Source organism: Enterobacter sp. J49, assembly GCF_002148625.1.
Lineage (GTDB): Bacteria > Pseudomonadota > Gammaproteobacteria > Enterobacterales > Enterobacteriaceae > Enterobacter > Enterobacter ludwigii.
Genome location: NZ_MWPY01000019.1, coordinates 37679 through 54944, shown reverse-complemented (window position 1 = coordinate 54944; position 17266 = coordinate 37679). Strand labels below are relative to the sequence as shown.

Below are 17266 nucleotides of genomic sequence, written 5' to 3'. Positions count from 1 at the left end.
AATTTCACGCTATTTCAAATATCATCTTTTAAAATCAATTCTTATCGGAATAGCTCATGACGGAAGCGCAACGGCATCAAATATTACTGGAACTCCTGGCGCAAACAGGGTTTGTCACCGTTGAGAAAGTGATCGAACGTTTAGGGATTTCCCCGGCAACAGCGCGGCGGGATATTAATAAGCTGGATGAAAGCGGTAAGCTGAAAAAAGTCCGCAACGGTGCGGAAGCGATTAGCCAGCAGCGTCCACGCTGGACGCCGATGAACATTCATCAGGCGCAAAATCATGATGAAAAAGTCCGTATTGCCAGAGCGGCATCGCAGCTGGTGAACCCCGGCGAGAGCGTGGTGATCAACTGCGGCTCCACGGCGTTTCTGTTAGGTCGGGAGATGTGCGGAAAGCCGGTACAAATCATCACGAACTATTTGCCGCTCGCCAACTATCTTATCGATCAGGAGCATGAGAGCGTGGTGATCATGGGCGGCCAGTATAACAAGAGCCAGTCCATCACACTCAGCCCGCAGGACAGCGAAAACAGTCTTTATGCCGGACACTGGATGTTTACCAGTGGCAAAGGCCTGACCGCGGATGGCCTCTACAAAACCGATATGTTGACCGCCATGGCAGAACAAAACATGCTTAACGTGGTGGGCAAGCTCGTTGTGCTGGTCGACAGCAGTAAAGTGGGCGAACGCGCAGGAATGCTGTTCAGCCGTGCTGAACAGATAGACATGGTGATCACCGGCAAAGGTGCCAACCCTGAGATCCTCCAGAAACTGAAAGATCAGGGTGTCAACGTCCTGTGCGTTTAAAGGTGCTGGCGGAAGAAGTCCACCGTGGCGTCCAGCGCCGTTGGCGTAATGCGGTGGCGAACGCCCGCTTCCCACAGGCAGGTCAGGTTGCCATCCAGCCCCTCGTGCTGTAGCGCCTGCTGAAGCCGGAACGTTTCTCCGGGTGGAACCACATCGTCCGCATCACCATGCCATAACAGCAAAGGACGATCGGCCAGACGCGGTAACGCCCGGGTAACCTCCCACTCTGCAAGCGCCGCCTCAACCTCTGTGAGTGCCTGAGGTGGAAAAAGCGTCTTCGCCAGTGAGGTAAAGTAGCCCGAGCCCATCAGACAAGCCACTGACTTCACTTCTGGATGGTGCGTCATGATCCCCAGCGCCGCCATCCCGCCCATCGATGCCCCAGCCACGGCCAGCCGATTATCAGCCACCAGCCCTGCCTGGTAAAGCGCATCGCGCAGCCCGGCAAACTCGGTCAGGCTACCATGCAAAATGTGCCAGAACTGCCCAAGTCGCGCCTGTTCGTTGCCGGTAAAACGTGCGCCGTGGTCAGGTGCATCCGGCATGACCACACGAAAACCGGCCTGCGCGAGTGCCACCGCAAAATAGCTGTAGACCAGCTTCGATGAGGTAAATCCATGATAAAACACTATAACAGGCAGTGGTTCCTCACGTTTTCCGGCGGGTGTTGCGTGTAATATTTCACGATCACCCAGATGGCGTATTTCAATTTCAATCATTGTCGACCCTGTAATGATGAATGATTCATAATGTTGAGAACTGGGTTACGATTTCACGCTATTTTCATTCGAAAATTACGCCCCAGCTAACACTTCGGGAACATTCCCCCAAAACTAAATTCACAGACAACTACACTATGGCTATCAGGAAACGAGATATGGTTATGCGCAGGTTTGCTGCTTTATTGCTGATGTTACTGCTCAGTGGCTGTAGCGCGCTGCAGGGAACGCCACAACCCGCTCCCCCGGTGGCCGATCACCCGCAGGAAATCCGTCGTAATCAGACGGAAGGATTACAGCGTATGGGTACCGTTTCTGCGCTGGTTCGCGGCTCCCCGGATGACGCGGAAGAAGCAATAAAGGCACAAGCCGTCGCCGCCAAAGCAGATTATTACGTCATCATTATGATCGACGAAACCATCATTACGGGACAGTGGTACTCACAGGCCATTCTGTATCGTCAATGATCGTCTTCATTTGAACGACATTTACACTGCTTTGCGTCCATAGACACTTTCCTGTCCACAATAAACTCCATGCCCGCAACAATGGAAGTGAGTTTATTCGCGAAGGATTGCCCGGCGGATACCGGAGACATGTGAAATGGAGCTGACGATGAAACGAACTCTTGCTTTGACCACACTGTTGCTCTCAGCAGGTCTTGTGAGCACAACCGCGCAGTCAGCTGAATTTGCCAGTGCTGATTGTGTGACTGGCCTGAATGAAATTGGCCAGATCTCCGTGAATAATATCTCGGGGAGCCCGCAGGACGTTGAACGTGTCGTTGCATTAAAGGCCGATGAGCAGGGTGCTTCATGGTATCGCATTATCCAGATGCAGGAAGATCAGTACATCGATCACTGGCGGGTACAGGCCATTCTCTACGCGTAATCCCCCTCCGATAAAAGCCACTTACTTCTAGTGGCTTTTCGTTTTTGCAAATTTTTTATCTTTTAGTAAACCAATTAAAAACAATTAAATAACATTTTGTTACACTAAACCAGTAAACGTTATCTCTGCTCTGCCGTTGAAAAGCCATACCTTTTCAATGATGAGCAATTTATGATCAACTTTTTCCGTCGTGCAGGTCTGGGTGCAAAGCTGTCGCTGCTTACCGGTGCCAGTGTCGCCATCCTGTTTCTGTTTTTCACTTTTCTGCTCAGCCAAAAAGCCAGCCAGCAGCTTGAAGCCCTCGCGATAGAAGACCTGCATAATCAGTCCACCGGCATGGTCGATATGGTGCAGATGTTTAACACCAGCCTGAGTGAAGAGGTCGAGAGGTATACCCGGCTGTTTACTACCTTTTTGCCCCAGCCACTGAGCGTTGATAACACTCAAACCCAGACGATTAACGGGATTAACGTTCCGCTCCTGAAAGGAGGGGAAACCGGGCTACATGAAAACAATACCCTTTCAGACGATTTTCTGAGCCGGACAGGGGCAATCTCGACCCTGTTTGTGCGTAGCGGTAACGACTTTGTGCGCGTCGCCACATCGCTGCGCAAAGAGAACGGCGAGCGGGCAATGGGCACCGTTCTGGATACCACTAGCCCGGCCTTTGCCGCCGTCACCCGGGGCGAGGTTTATCGCGGTCTGGCGCTGCTGTTCGGCAAGCGCTATATCACCCAATACCAGCCGGTTAAAAACGCGGACGGCCAGGTCATTGCAATCATCTTTGTTGGTGTGGACATCACTCACTCCTGGAACGTCATGCGCGAGAAAATCCTCAACCGTCGACTGGGCGAGAGCGGTCACTTCTTTGTTCTGGATCGCAGCCACGGCAAAACGCGCGGGCAGTATCTGTTCCACACCAGCGCGGAGGGAAAAGTACCGGAGTGGGATAGCGCTATCCAGCAACAGCTGTTGAGTGATAAATCCGGCACGCTGGAGCGCGTCAGTGCCGATGGTCGCACGCTGACCATGGCGTATACGCCGCTGCCAGGCTGGAACTGGGCCATTGTCGGCGAAGTGGATAAATCGGTACTGCTCTCAAGCGTGACCGCCATGCGCGACCGCTTCCTGCTGGCAGGGGTGGTGCTGTCAGTGCTCTTCGCAGGTCTGTTTGTGGTCATTATACGACGCATACTGACACGCCCATTGCGCAATGTGATCCACCTGGCCCGACAGTATGCCGCAGGCGATCTGCGCTCCAGCCTGCGCGTGACCCGCCAGGATGAGGTCGGTCAGCTCATCGATGCCATTAACGGTATTGGAGGGGGACTGCAGAAAATTGTTCTTCAGGTGCGCGAGGCCGCAGCGGAGATCCATATGGGCACCAACGCGCTGGCATCCGATAGCGAAGAAATCTCCGGGCAGATTAACAAGCAGGCTAGCAGTGTAGAAGAGACGTCTGCCAGCATGGAGCAACTGGCCGCGACCGTGCAGCAAAATGCCGCCAACATGGAGCAAACGCAGCAGCTGGTAGGCGAAACGTCGCGCGCGGTACACCAGGGTGGTGAGACGGTCACCCACGCTGTCGCTACCATGGATGATATTCGCGAAGCATCAAAGCGAATCGAAGACATCACGCGCGTGATTGAATCCATCGCTTTTCAGACCAACATTCTGGCGCTTAACGCAGCGGTTGAAGCAGCCCGCGCAGGCGAGCACGGAAAAGGTTTTGCGGTGGTGGCGCAGGAAGTACGCGCGCTGGCAGGACGCAGCGCCAACGCGGTGAAGGAGATTGAACAGCTCATCGGCGATACGCTTAGAAAAGTCAGCGAAGGCCATGCGCTGTCTGAACAAACGCGTTTGGCGATGGATTCCATCATCGTGCACATCGATAACATCAACAAGCTGGTCACGGAGATTAACCATGCGTCCCGCGAGCAATCCGCGGGAATAGGCCAGGTTAATCTGGCCATGACCCACATTGGCGAAGCGTCGCACATCAACGCCGACCGCGTCCTACGCAGCGAACAAACCGCACACACGCTGCGTGAGAAAGGCTCACACCTCACCCAACTGGTGAGCCTGTTCCAGCTAAAGAGTTAGCCAACCCTGCCCGTGGCACGCAACAGCAGGTCATTTTGCACCTGCTCGCTCATCAGCGTACCGCCACGGGTATCAAGCATCATGCGGCACCACGCCTGCGCCACGGGTGGCGATGCGTGCCGCAGCATCTGACTTCCGGCCCCCAGCAGGAAAAGCTGTTGCGTGATCTCCCGTCCCTGCGCCTCCTGCGGTTTTCGCAGTTTTTGCTGAAGCTGACGCCAGCTGCGATCGAAGTGCCTGTCCTGCCCTTTTACCTGGGCAAAATCATCCACAAGCAGGTCGAGAATGCCGGATTGCTTCGTCAGTACACGCAGAACGTCCAGGCACATAATATTGCCGGACCCTTCCCAGATGCTGTTCACGGGCATCTCACGGTACAAACGGGGGAGCTCACTCTCCTCGCAGTAGCCTGTGCCGCCGAGCACTTCCATGGCTTCCGCCACAAACGGGATACTCGCTTTGCAGACGCTGTATTTCGCCGCGGGGGTGAAAAGCCGCGCCCAGGCTGCCTCCTGAGGATCGGCACGCTTGTCCCACGCCCGGGCCAGACGGAACAACAGTGCCGTCTGGCCCTCCAGCATCAGCGCCATGCGGCTCAGCACATCGCGCATGAGCGGCTGGTCGATAAGGTTTTTACCAAACGTCTGTCGTTGATGCGCATGGTAAAGTGCCACGGATAAAGCCCGACGCATCAGCCCATGGCTGCCCAGCGCGCAGTCAAACCGCGTCAGCCCACCCATTCGGAGGATCTGGCGTACCCCTTCTCCTTCTTCCCCCAGCAGCCAGCCGGACGCATCCAGGAATTCCGCTTCGCTGCTGGCGTTAGAGCGGTTGCCGAGCTTCTCTTTCAGCCGCTCCAGACGTACGGCATTGCGTTGCCCGTCAGGCAAAAAGCGTGGAACAAAAAAGCAGGACAGCCCCCCTTTCGCCTGGGCCAGCACCAGATGCGCATCGCTTTGCGGCACAGAGAAAAACCATTTATGCCCGATAAGCCGGTAGCTGCCGTCACTGCACTTTTCCGCTTTGGTGGTATTGCTGAGTACGTCCGAGCCGCCCTGTTTTTCTGTCATCCCCATGCCAATCAGCAGGCCGCGCTTTTGCGCCCCTGGGGCAAGATGAGGATCGTAACGATCGCTCATTAACGGCGTGATCCAGTCACGGAACGGCTCGGGCAGCGCCTGTTGCAGCAGCGGTGTAGCAGCAAAGGTCATGGTGACAGGGCAAAGCGTGCCCGCTTCTACCTGAGCGTGCAGGACAAAACGTGCAGCTCTGGCGACAAACGCGCCTTTGCGCGCCTCCTCTTCCCACGCCAGGTTATGGACACGGTTGGCGCAAAGTCCCTGCATTAAGAGGTGCCATGCGGGATGAAAGCGAACGTCATCCAGTCGCTCCCCGGTGGCGTCATAGCGTAATAACTCCGGCGGATTAACGTTCGCCAGCCTGCCCAGCTCCAGCGATTCCGCGGTTCCTAACTGCTGGCCGATGCTGGCAAGAAGCTCGATATCCCACTCGGCGCCTTCGCGAACAACCGCGTCACGCAGAGCGCAATCAGAGAGGAAAAGGTTGCTGTTTGAGAGCGGTGCAGGTTGATTAAAAACGGTATGGGTCTGCCAGTGCATGCTGTCTCCCTCCTTCAGTGGCAATGAAGATAAGTATGGACAGGCCACGTGCACGCTGCATGGGAGTGAGGTCACACGATGACGATCCCGCTGATATCATTCGTGAAATAGCTCACAGAACATAAGAATAAACTATTTCGCGCATTCACTTTTGTTGAATAATTTATTCTTACCCCCTTTCAGTGAGGAACGTTATGCAACCGGACGCGCACAAGCGTGCATTAATTGCAGGCTCCATTGGTAACTTTATCGAGTGGTATGAGTTTGCGGTCTATGGTTTTCTGGCGACCGTAATTGCGAAGAACTTCTTCCAGCTTGAGGGGGACGCGGGGCTGACCAGCCTGATCCTCACCTACGCTTCTTTTGCCATCGCCTTCTTCTTCCGCCCGCTGGGCGCGGTGGTGTTTGGCAGAATAGGTGACCGGATAGGCCGAAAACCGACGCTGATTATTGTACTGGTGCTGATGACGCTGGCTACAGCCGCAATCGGTATTGTGCCGGTCTATGCCAGCATAGGTATTGCCGCCCCGCTGATTATCACGCTGCTGCGCATCCTGCAGGGATTGTTCGCCGGTGGTGAGTATGGTGGCGCCGTCTCGCTGATGACCGAGTTTGCCCCACGCGGCAAGCGGGGCCTCTACGGTGCATGGCAGTCATTTACCGTCGCGCTGGGCCTGTTAGCAGGCGCTGGCATTGTCGCACTGCTCTCCGCCCTTTTGACACCGGAAGCCCTGCATGACTGGGGCTGGCGCATCCCGTTCTTTTTGGCATTACCGATGGGCGTGGTGGCGCTGTGGCTGCGGGTGAGTATGGAAGAGACGCCAAGCTTTGTGCAGCAGCAGGAAAAGCCGGTTGCCGCTCAGGCTGATACCGTCGCCACGCTCAACGCCATTGCGATGGGCATTGGCCGGGTGATGGTCTGGTCAGCGGCGGGTTATACCTATCTGGTGATTATGCCCACCTATCTGCAGTCGGCGCTGCATACCGGGTTTAATCAGGCGCTGTTGATTGCGGTGATTTCGAATATCGGTTTTGCGCTGACGATTATTCCGTCCGGGATCCTGAGCGACAAAATCGGACGCCGCACGGTGATGATCGTCGCCACCACGTTGCTGCTGCTCCTTGCCCTGCCGCTGCTGAAGGTTTTACAGGCGGAGTCCAGCACGCTGGCCATCAAAGCGCTGGTGGTGCTGATTGCGGGTGGTCTGGTGGGGATGCTGGCAGGCCCCGGGCCGGCGATGCTCTCAGAGATGTTCCCGACGCGCGTACGGTATACCGGGCTTGGGCTGGCTTATTCCCTGTCGAACGCCCTTTTCTCGGGCTGCGCGGGGTTGATTATTACCGGGCTGATTAAAGAGACGGGCAACCTGGATATTCCGGCTTATTACGTCATGGCGACGGCGGTAGTGAGTATCTTCGCGCTAATGACGCTCAGGAAGGATGACCATTTGCGGTCACTGGAGGAGTGAGTTTTTCACCGTCTGGTGACCCTCCCACAGAAAATATGAAAGGCCGTCCTCAGGACGGCCTTGCTGTTTATTCCCCGCGCTGACGTACCGCTTCAAACAGGCAGATACCTGTTGCCACGGAGACGTTCAGAGACGACACGCTGCCCGCCATTGGAATGCTGATCAGCTCATCGCAATGCTCACGGGTCAGACGGCGCATACCTTCGCCCTCGGCACCCATTACCAGTGCCAGACGGCCGGTCATCTTGCTCTGATAAAGAGTATGATCCGCTTCACCCGCGGTACCGACGATCCAGATATTCTCTTCCTGCAGCATACGCATGGTGCGCGCCAGGTTGGTGACGCGGATCAACGGTACGTTTTCCGCTGCGCCACAGGCCACTTTCTTCGCCGTCGCGTTAAGCTGTGCAGAGCGATCCCTCGGCACGATAACGGCATGAACACCTGCCGCATCTGCGCTTCGCAGACATGCGCCAAGGTTGTGCGGGTCGGTCACGCCGTCAAGGATCAAGAAGAATGGATTTTCCAGCCCGGCGATAAGATCCGGCAGATCGTTTTCCTGATACTGACGGCCTGGCTTAACGCGGGCAATAATGCCCTGGTGAACGGCACCTTCACTTTTCTCATCCAGGAACTGGCGGTTCGCCAGCTGGATCACGACACCTTGTGCTTCCAGGGCGTGGATCAGCGGCATCAGACGTTTGTCTTCACGCCCTTTCAGAATAAACACTTCCTGAAAACGCTCCGGTGCGCGCTCCAGCAGGGCCTGCACCGCGTGGATGCCGTAAATCATTTCACTCATTGATGGTTCTCGTTCTGTCTTTTCTTTTCCCTCTCTCCGCAGGAGAGAGGGTCAGGTTGAGGGGGAGAATTACTCCGCCTGCTGTTTCTTCGCTGCGCGCTTTGCCCTGGTGGCAGCCGCGATTTTCTGCGTTTTGGTGGACGGCTTTTTCGCCTTCCGGGCCTCTTTCTTCGCGGCCTTCGGCTTCTGTTTCTTCTCACCGCGGAACGCGCTGTCTGGCTCGAAGTTTACCTTCTTACCCGCCTGACGACGTTTGCCACCGCTGTTGCCGTTGCCCCCTTTTTTCGTCTTTTCACGCGCCGTTTTACCCACATTACGCGGGGCACGCTCGCTGGAGATCAGGCTAAAGTCGATTTTACGGTCGTCCATATTAACGGCTTCGACCTTCACTTCCACGCGATCGCCAAGACGATAGGTCTGGCCGCCAGATTCACCAATCAGGCGCTGCCCGACCTGGTCGAAACGGTAATAGTCGTTATCCAGGCTGGAGACATGCACCAGACCGTCGATAAACAGTTCATCCAGACGGACGAAGAAACCAAAGCCGGTGACGCTGGCAATCACGCCTTTAAAGACGTTACCCACCTGGTCCAGCATAAAGTCACACTTCAGCCAGTCTGCCACGTCGCGCGTCGCTTCATCTGCACGACGTTCGGCCATGGAACAGTGCTGACCGAGTTGCAGCATCTCTTCCATTGAATAATGGTAGCCACCGGTTTCGGTCGTATTACCTTTATGACCCTGCTCCTGCGCCAGCAGATACTTGATCGCGCGGTGCAGGGAAAGGTCCGGATAACGACGGATCGGCGAGGTAAAGTGGGCATAAGACTGCAGCGCCAGGCCGAAGTGACCGCGGTTTTCCGGATCGTAAATCGCCTGCTTCATGGAACGCAGCAGCATGGTCTGCAGCATTTCCGCATCCGGGCGATCGCCAATCGACTCCAGCAATTCAGCGTAATCACGCGGCTCTGGCTTGTTACCGCCAGGCAGTTCCAGACCCAGTTCAGCCAGCACGGAGCGGAACGCAGTGATGGCTTCGGTCGACGGTTTATCGTGAATACGGAAAAGCGCAGGTTCTTTGGCTTTCTCAACGAAACGTGCCGCCGAGATGTTTGCCAGAATCATACACTCTTCAATCAGCTTATGGGCATCGTTACGCTGGGTCTGCTCAATACGTTCAATGCGGCGTTCAGCGTTAAAGATGAACTTCGCCTCTTCGCTCTCAAACGAGATCCCGCCGCGCTCTTCACGCGCCTGATCCAGCGTTTTGTAGAGGTTATGCAGCTCTTCGATGTGTTTCACCAGCGGCGCATACTGCTCACGTAGATCCTGATCGCCCTGCAGCATATGCCAGACCTTGGTGTAGGTCAGGCGCGCATGGGAGCTCATTACCGCTTCGTAGAATTTATAACCCGTTAAGCGCCCTTTGGTGGAGATGGTCATCTCGCAGACCATGCACAGGCGGTCAACCTGCGGGTTCAGGGAGCACAGGCCGTTAGACAAGACTTCCGGCAGCATCGGGATTACCTGCGACGGGAAGTAGACCGACGTTCCACGGCTGCGCGCTTCGTTATCCAGCGGAGTATGCGGGCGCACGTAATAGCTTACGTCAGCGATGGCAACCCACAGACGCCAGCCGCCGCCGCGTTTTTTCTCGCAATAAACGGCATCATCGAAGTCGCGGGCATCTTCACCATCAATAGTCACCAGCGGCAGATCGCGCAAATCCACGCGGCCCACTTTGGACTCTTCCGGCACGTCTTCTTTCAGACCGACAACCTGCTCTTCAACCGCTTTCGGCCAGATGTAAGGAATTTCATGAGTACGCAGCGCCATATCAACGGCCATGCCGGTGCCCATGTTATCGCCCAACACTTCGACGATTTTCCCGACCGCCTTGGTGCGGCGGGTAGGACGCTGGGTGAGTTCAACCACCACGACAAAGCCCATACGGGCGCCCATCACCTCTTCAGGCGGGATCAGGATATCGAAGCTCAGGCGGCTGTCGTCCGGCACCACAAAGCCCACGCCTGCATCGGTAAAGTAGCGGCCAACAATCTGGCTGGTTTTAGGGACCAGGACACGCACCACGCGCGCTTCGCGGCGACCTTTACGGTCCGCGCCCAGCGGCTGCGCCAGGATCTGGTCACCGTGAATGCACATCTTCATCTGCTCAGAGGAAAGATAAAGATCGTCTTTACGGCCTTCTACGCGCAGGAAGCCATAGCCATCACGGTGGCCGATGACGGTGCCTTTCAGCAGGTCAAGACGTTCGGGAAGCGCATAGCACTGACGGCGGGTAAAGACCAGTTGCCCGTCGCGCTCCATCGCGCGCAGGCGGCGGCGAAGGGCTTCAATTTGCTCTTCACCTTCAATGTTTAATTCAACGGCAAGTTCTTCACGATTGGCGGGTTTTTCGCGTTTTGTTAAGTGTTCAATGATGAACTCGCGGCTGGGGATAGGATTCGCGTATTTTTCGGCTTCGCGTTCCTGGAAAGGATCATGTGACATATCGGTTCCTCCGTTGTCAGCTCCGGTGGAAATTTTCTTCATTCCACCAGCAATAATTTATAAAGTGGTTGATTCTCTTCAACCAAATCGGCCAGCGTGTAGTTATCCAGTTCCTTGAGAAAACTTTGCACGGCCAGAGAAAGTGCCTGTTTAAGGCGACAAGCGGGCGTAATGTGGCAGAATGCGCTGCTGCAGTTCACCAGAGACAATGGCTCTAGTTCACGTACCACATCCCCAACACGAATACTCTGCGCCGGTTTACCGAGACGGATCCCACCATTCTTCCCGCGGACGGCAGCAACGTATCCGGCACGACTAAGTTGATTGATTATTTTGACCATATGATTACGGGACACACCGTATACCTCTGTAACCTCAGAGATACTGGTCATTTTCCCATCGGGTAACGACGCCATGTAAATCAGCGCGCGTAAGCCGTAATCGGTGAAACTTGTTAACTGCACATCAACCTCAGGAAAAAGGGAAAACGCGGATAAACCGCACAGATATTCATTAATGATGATAAACCAGCCAGATAGTAAGCGGCTAATTTATTTGACAGACGGGGAGAAAAAGCGGAGATCGAGGAGCGTTCGCCGGATGGCGCGACGCGTATCCAGCCTGCGGGTTGTCCCGCAGGCCAGCAGTCACGAAGATTATGCGTCGAACGGGTCGCGCAGGATCATCGTTTCAGTACGATCAGGGCCGGTAGAGATAATGTCGATCGGCACTTCGGTCAGTTCTTCAATACGCTTGATGTAATTCAGTGCTGCCTGTGGCAGACCGCTACGCTCTTTCACACCGAACGTCGTTTCAGACCAGCCTGGCATGGTTTCGTAGATTGGCTCGATGCCTTTCCAGTCATCCGCAGCCAGCGGAGTGGTGGTCACTTCGCGACCATCAGGCATACGGTAGCCTACGCAGAGTTTCACCTCTTTCAGACCGTCCAGCACGTCCAGTTTGGTCAGGCAGAAACCAGACAGGGAGTTAATCTGTACTGCGCGACGCACGGCTACCACGTCCAGCCAGCCGGTACGACGACGACGACCGGTGGTCGCGCCAAACTCGTTACCCTGCTTGCACAGGAACTCGCCGGTTTCATCAAACAGTTCAGTCGGGAATGGACCCGCACCCACGCGAGTGGAGTAAGCTTTGATGATGCCCAGAACGTAATCCACATAACGTGGACCCAGACCAGAACCGGTCGCAACGCCACCCGCGGTGGTGTTAGAGGAGGTGACGTACGGATAGGTACCGTGGTCGATGTCCAGCAGCGTACCCTGCGCACCTTCGAACATGACGAAATCGCCACGCTTGCGCGCCTGGTCCAGCAGATCGGACACATCAACAACCATACCGGTCAGAATGTCAGCAATCGCCATGACGTCATCCAGCACTTTCTGGTAGTCAACAGCGTCAGCTTTATAGAAGTTTACCAGCTGGAAGTTGTGATATTCCATCACTTCTTTCAGTTTTTCAGCGAACGTCTCTTTATCAAACAGATCGCCCACGCGCAGACCGCGACGAGCAACTTTGTCTTCATAAGCCGGGCCGATACCACGACCGGTCGTGCCGATCGCTTTCGCGCCACGCGCTTTTTCACGCGCTACGTCCAGCGCCACGTGATAATCAAGGATCAGCGGGCAGGCTTCGGAGAGCAGCAGACGCTCGCGAACGGGGATACCACGGTCTTCCAGACCTTTCATCTCTTTCATCAGAGCAGCCGGAGACAGCACAACGCCGTTACCGATGATGCTGGTGACGTTTTCGCGAAGAATGCCTGATGGAATAAGATGGAGGACGGTTTTTTCACCGTTGATTACGAGAGTATGGCCTGCGTTGTGACCGCCCTGGTAGCGTACAACATATTTAGCCCGTTCAGTCAGAAGATCAACAATCTTCCCTTTACCTTCGTCACCCCATTGGGTGCCCAGTACGACGACGTTGTTACCCATTTTTTTCAAAATCACCGTTTGCTTAAAAATGGATTCTACCATCGCTTTTTCAGATATACAGCACTTTTTGACCTCAAAATACGCCAAACCAGATTACTTTTTGATCAGCCAATCGTTTTCCTCAACATGTAGTAGATAACGATGCCGGCAACCACAAGTCCGCCCCCAAATCGACGCAAAATATTATCCGGCAACTGGCTCAGAGAGGCTATCATCCGACGCCATGCACGCGGATAAAGCATCGGTCCAAGGCCTTCCAGCACCAGAACCAGGGCCAGCGCAAGCCAAATCGTTGAATTCATTTTTCATCCTTATAAAAGAAAACCACCGCTCCGTTGAGAGCGGTGGTTTGAATACTCAAACTGGCCTGAGTTTATCGCGTTGCGTTAGCCGGCGTCTTCATGTAACGGAAGAAATCGCTGTCCGGGCTGAGCACCATCACATCCTGGTTGCTCTGGAAGCTGTTCTCGTAAGCTCGCAGGCTACGGATAAAGGCGTAGAAGTCGGGATCCTGGCTGAAGGCATCGGCAAACAGTTTTGCTGCTTCGGCATCCCCTTCACCGCGCAGAATACGGCCCTGACGCTCAGATTCTGCCAGCGTCTTGGTCACTTCGTAATCCGCTGCCGCACGCAGTTTCTCCGCCTCTTCCTGACCTTGTGAACGATGACGACGGGCTACCGCTTCACGCTCGGCGCGCATACGGTTGTAAATCGCCTCGGACACTTCCGCTGGCAGGTTGATCTGCTTGATACGGACATCGACCACTTCGATACCCAGAGCAGCCATACTGTTCGGGTTGATCACCGGCACTTTGCCGTTGGTTTCAGCCTGAACGCGTTCTGCCGCTTTGGCAATGGCATCATCCGCTGCCGGGGTGGTGACTTCGTCTTCGGTTCCTGCAGAGCCGGAGTTCAGCGCATCACGCACTTCCAGCGTCAGACGACCACGGGAGTCGGTGACGATGTCTTTCACATCCAGACGACCAATCTCAGAGCGCAGACGGTCAGAGAACTTACGTTTCAACAGCACTTCCGCCTGAGAAACGTCGCCACCGCCCGTTGCCAGGTAGTAGCGGCTGAAATCACTGATACGCCATTTGATGTAGGAATCAACGATCAGGTCTTTCTTCTCTTTGGTCACGAAACGGTCGGCCTGGTTATCCATGGTCTGGATACGGGCGTCGAGCGTTTTCACCGATTCAATCAGTGGCATTTTAAAGTGCAGGCCCGGCTCAAACACCAGCGGCTTGTTCTCGCTGTCGCGCAGAACTTTACCAAAACGCAGGGTAATTCCACGCTCGCCCTCTTTCACCACAAAGATAGAGGTATAAAGCACGACCAATACGATGATGATGATCGCAATAACTGACTTACGCATCCTTATTCCCCCTGACGCTGGTAGTCGTTACGCTGCGCGTTAGCACGGCGTTGGTCCATAATGTCACCATCGTTCGAAGAAGGCGTGGTTGTGGCGCTTGAGCTACCGGATGCCGCAGGTGGCAGACGCAGCAGGTTGTTGGCACCGCTGGTATCCGCCTTTGCCGCCGGCGCCGAACCGCCTTTCAGCATCTGATCCAACGGCAGTACCATCAGATTTCCACCTTTGCTGTCGTTAACCAGTACCTTACGCGTATGGCTCAGCACTTTTTCCATGGTCTCAATATAAAGACGTTCACGGGTAATCTCCGGAGCCGCTTTATATTCTGGCAAAATCTTCGCGAAACGCGCCACTTCACCCTGAGCTTCCAGGACGGTCTGGGTTTTATACGCACGCGCTTCTTCAAGAATACGCTGCGCCTGACCGTTAGCACGTGGCTGAACTTCGTTGGTGTACGCTTCCGCTTCACGGATGTACTGTTGTTCGTTTTCACGGGCGGCAATCGCGTCATCAAACGCGGCCTTCACCTCTTCCGGCGGACGAGCAGCCTGGAAGTTGACGTCCAGCAGGGTGATACCCATGTTGTACGGGCGAATGGTCTCTTCCAGCTCACGCTGGGTATCGCTACGAATAACGGTACGACCTTCGGTCAGAATGCGGTCCATGGTGTACTTACCGATCACACCGCGCAGCGCACTGTCTGTGGCCTGACGCAGACTGTCATCTGCACTGGTCACGCTAAACAGGTAGTGCTGCGGATCGGTGACGCGGTACTGGACGTTCATCTCAACGCGCACAACGTTCTCGTCGGAGGTCAGCATCACGCCGGAGGCCGCCAGTTCACGCACAGACTCCACGTTCACCGCGGTCACGTCGTCAATGAAAGTCGGTTTCCAGTTCAGACCTGGCTCAACCAGATGGCTGAACTTCCCGAAACGGGTGACCACACCGCGTTCCGCTTCTTTAATGGTGTAGAACCCGCTGGCAGCCCAGATGATCACCACGGCAGCGGCAACAATGCCCACCACGCGGCCCCCTAACTGCGGGCGCGGCCCCTGAGTGGAACCTCCACCAGAGCCAGAACCTTTACCTCCGCCAAGGCCACCAAGCTTCTTGCTTAGCTTGCGGAAGATATCATCCAGATCCGGCGGCCCCTGCTCGCGACCACCTTTGTTGCCATTTCCCCCAGAGTTGCCGCCTTGATTATTGCTGCTTCCCCACGGGTCGCGGTCTTGTCCGTTATTACCGGGCTGATTCCACGCCATGTATATGCTCCATATTTGTTATGCAAGGGCGAATTATTCAGGCATCCCCTTTCTGATCAGACGATATAGTCGACCAGCGCAGGTTCTTGTTTACAGAGGCGACGCCAGTCAACGATCGGCAAACGCACCTGCATCCCCACGCTGCCGTCATCCTCCATCCACTCTTTTTCTATCGCCTGAAGCTGATAAAACCGGCTGCGCAGCCTGCCTTCCTGTGGCGGCAATCGCAGCGTGTGCTGGGCTACCTCACCGGAAAGACGTTCTGTCAAAGCCTGGAAAAGCAGTGGCACACCAATACCGGTCTGAGCGGAAAGCCAGACCCGAATCGGTTTGTTCTCTTCATCTCGGTCGATACGCGGCTCAAAATCCTCCAGCATATCGATCTTGTTCATCACCAACAGCGTTGGGATGTCGTCGGCGTCGATCTCGTCGAGCACCACGTTTACCGCGTCGATGTTCTCCTGCAAGCGAACGTCTGCAGCATCAATGACGTGCAGTAGCAGGGTCGCCTGACGCGTCTCCTGCAGGGTGGCTTTAAACGCAGCCACCAGGTCATGCGGCAGGTGGCGGATAAACCCTACGGTATCCGCCAGCACCGTTTCACCGACGTCGGCGACGTCAATACGACGCAATGTGGGGTCCAGGGTCGCAAACAGCTGGTCTGCGGCATAGACCTGGGCCTCAGTAATCTGGTTAAACAGGGTGGATTTACCGGCGTTGGTATACCCCACCAGCGACACCGTCGGGATGTCAGCTTTTGATCGCGCCCGACGTCCTTGCTCACGCTGTTTTTCAACGCGTTCCAGACGTGAAAGGATCTGGGTAATACGGCCACGCAACAGACGGCGGTCGGTTTCAAGCTGGGTCTCACCCGGACCGCGCAAACCAATCCCGCCCTTTTGTCTTTCAAGGTGGGTCCAGCCACGCACAAGCCGCGTTGCCAGATGGCGCAACTGCGCCAGCTCAACCTGCAGCTTACCTTCGTGAGTACGCGCACGTTGAGCGAAAATATCTAAAATCAAACCCGTGCGATCGATAACACGGCATTCGCAAAGACGTTCCAGGTTACGTTCCTGAGCCGGAGACAGCGCATGATCAAACAACACGACTGACGCGCCGGTTGCTTTTACGGCATCCGCAATTTCAACTGCTTTACCTTCACCAACAAAATACTTTGGGTGCGGCGCTTTACGGCTACCGGTAATCACCTGCATTGCTTCGACACCGGCGGAAGAGACCAGAGATTCAAACTCCTGGAGGTCTTCCATATCTTTGTCTTGCGTAAAATAGATGTGTACCAGCACCGCCTGCTCACCGGCATCATAACGGTCAAACAAGCGTAAATTCCTCAAAAAAGATCAGCGGGGAACGCAGGATCCCTGGCTCCCCGTGTGGATAACAGCCCGAAACCTTATTCGGTATCTTCGCTGTCCTGCGCAGGAGAAGAAGAACCCTGCGCGCTGCTGCCATGATGGTAGTTACTACCCGTGCCGCCGCCAGTGTTATTGCTGTGATGGGATACCGGACGAGACGGAACAACTGTAGAAATAGCGTGCTTATAGACCATCTGACTGACCGTGTTTTTCAACAGGATCACGAACTGATCGAAAGATTCAATCTGACCTTGCAGCTTAATACCATTCACCAAATAAATAGAAACTGGAACACGTTCCCGACGCAATGCGTTCAGGAACGGATCTTGTAAAGATTGCCCCTTAGCCATTCTATCTTTTCCTTATATG

Annotated in this window: 16 protein-coding genes; 5 read left to right on the top strand and 11 right to left on the bottom strand. The window is 55.1% G+C overall.

The window, feature by feature from the left end; genetic code table 11:
• Window positions 1-56 precede the first annotated feature (56 nt).
• A complete protein-coding gene (ulaR, locus tag BJP35_RS02620) occupies window positions 57-812 on the top strand; it encodes an HTH-type transcriptional regulator UlaR (protein WP_014168326.1) in 756 nt (251 codons plus the stop codon).
• Here ulaR and yjfP read toward each other — a convergent pair.
• Window positions 809-1531, bottom strand: coding sequence for an esterase (yjfP, locus tag BJP35_RS02615; protein WP_025206248.1), 723 nt, complete (start codon window positions 1529-1531; stop codon window positions 809-811). The genes ulaR and yjfP overlap by 4 nt on opposite strands.
• Before the next feature lie 137 nt (window positions 1532-1668).
• Here yjfP and bsmA point away from each other — a divergent pair, with 137 nt between their 5' ends.
• The 3 genes from bsmA to BJP35_RS02600 all read left to right on the top strand — a co-directional run bounded on the left by bsmA (window position 1669) and on the right by BJP35_RS02600 (window position 4525).
• Window positions 1669-1998, top strand: coding sequence for a biofilm peroxide resistance protein BsmA (gene bsmA / locus BJP35_RS02610; RefSeq protein ID WP_025206249.1), 330 nt, complete (start codon window positions 1669-1671; stop codon window positions 1996-1998).
• Between the two features lie 148 nt (window positions 1999-2146).
• Window positions 2147-2422, top strand: coding sequence for a DUF1471 family protease activator YjfN (yjfN, locus tag BJP35_RS02605; protein WP_025206250.1), 276 nt, complete (start codon window positions 2147-2149; stop codon window positions 2420-2422).
• 171 nt (window positions 2423-2593) lie between these two features.
• Window positions 2594-4525 carry a methyl-accepting chemotaxis protein gene (locus BJP35_RS02600; protein WP_047743158.1) on the top strand — a complete coding sequence of 644 codons (1932 nt, stop codon included), beginning with the start codon at window positions 2594-2596 and terminating at the stop codon, window positions 4523-4525.
• Here the strand turns inward: BJP35_RS02600 and BJP35_RS02595 are convergent.
• A complete protein-coding gene (locus BJP35_RS02595) occupies window positions 4522-6144 on the bottom strand; it encodes an isovaleryl-CoA dehydrogenase (protein WP_086462888.1) in 1623 nt (540 codons plus the stop codon). The two genes, BJP35_RS02600 and BJP35_RS02595, sit on opposite strands and share 4 nt — an antisense overlap.
• A gap of 194 nt (window positions 6145-6338) precedes the next feature.
• Between BJP35_RS02595 and BJP35_RS02590 the strand changes: the two genes are divergently transcribed.
• Complete coding sequence (locus BJP35_RS02590) at window positions 6339-7613, top strand: MFS transporter (protein ID WP_040018462.1); 1275 nt, start codon at window positions 6339-6341, stop codon at window positions 7611-7613.
• Between the two features lie 67 nt (window positions 7614-7680).
• On the opposite strand, the gene rlmB is transcribed toward BJP35_RS02590, so the two are convergent.
• From rlmB to hfq, 9 genes are all read right to left on the bottom strand, one after another.
• On the bottom strand, window positions 7681-8415 hold the full coding sequence (rlmB, locus tag BJP35_RS02585; RefSeq protein ID WP_014168319.1) for a 23S rRNA (guanosine(2251)-2'-O)-methyltransferase RlmB: 735 nt from the start codon (window positions 8413-8415) through the stop codon (window positions 7681-7683).
• 69 nt (window positions 8416-8484) lie between these two features.
• Window positions 8485-10926 (bottom strand): ribonuclease R, encoded by a 2442-nt coding sequence (rnr, locus tag BJP35_RS02580; protein ID WP_047743152.1) that lies wholly within the window; start codon window positions 10924-10926, stop codon window positions 8485-8487.
• A gap of 38 nt (window positions 10927-10964) precedes the next feature.
• Complete coding sequence (gene nsrR / locus BJP35_RS02575) at window positions 10965-11390, bottom strand: nitric oxide-sensing transcriptional repressor NsrR (RefSeq protein ID WP_014168317.1); 426 nt, start codon at window positions 11388-11390, stop codon at window positions 10965-10967.
• 192 nt (window positions 11391-11582) lie between these two features.
• Window positions 11583-12881: an adenylosuccinate synthase gene (locus tag BJP35_RS02570; protein WP_025206256.1), complete on the bottom strand. Its 1299-nt coding sequence runs from the start codon at window positions 12879-12881 to the stop codon at window positions 11583-11585.
• Window positions 12882-12985: 104 nt separating this feature from the next.
• Complete coding sequence (locus BJP35_RS02565; RefSeq protein ID WP_014168315.1) at window positions 12986-13183, bottom strand: DUF2065 domain-containing protein; 198 nt, start codon at window positions 13181-13183, stop codon at window positions 12986-12988.
• A gap of 71 nt (window positions 13184-13254) precedes the next feature.
• Complete coding sequence (gene hflC, locus BJP35_RS02560; protein ID WP_014168314.1) at window positions 13255-14259, bottom strand: protease modulator HflC; 1005 nt, start codon at window positions 14257-14259, stop codon at window positions 13255-13257.
• Window positions 14260-14261: 2 nt separating this feature from the next.
• Window positions 14262-15524: an FtsH protease activity modulator HflK gene (gene hflK / locus BJP35_RS02555; protein WP_014168313.1), complete on the bottom strand. Its 1263-nt coding sequence runs from the start codon at window positions 15522-15524 to the stop codon at window positions 14262-14264.
• A 56-nt stretch (window positions 15525-15580) separates the two neighbouring features.
• Window positions 15581-16861 carry a ribosome rescue GTPase HflX gene (gene hflX / locus BJP35_RS02550; protein ID WP_020882944.1) on the bottom strand — a complete coding sequence of 427 codons (1281 nt, stop codon included), beginning with the start codon at window positions 16859-16861 and terminating at the stop codon, window positions 15581-15583.
• Between the two features lie 74 nt (window positions 16862-16935).
• A complete protein-coding gene (gene hfq / locus BJP35_RS02545) occupies window positions 16936-17247 on the bottom strand; it encodes an RNA chaperone Hfq (protein WP_014168311.1) in 312 nt (103 codons plus the stop codon).
• Between the last annotated feature and the right edge of the window lie 19 nt (window positions 17248-17266).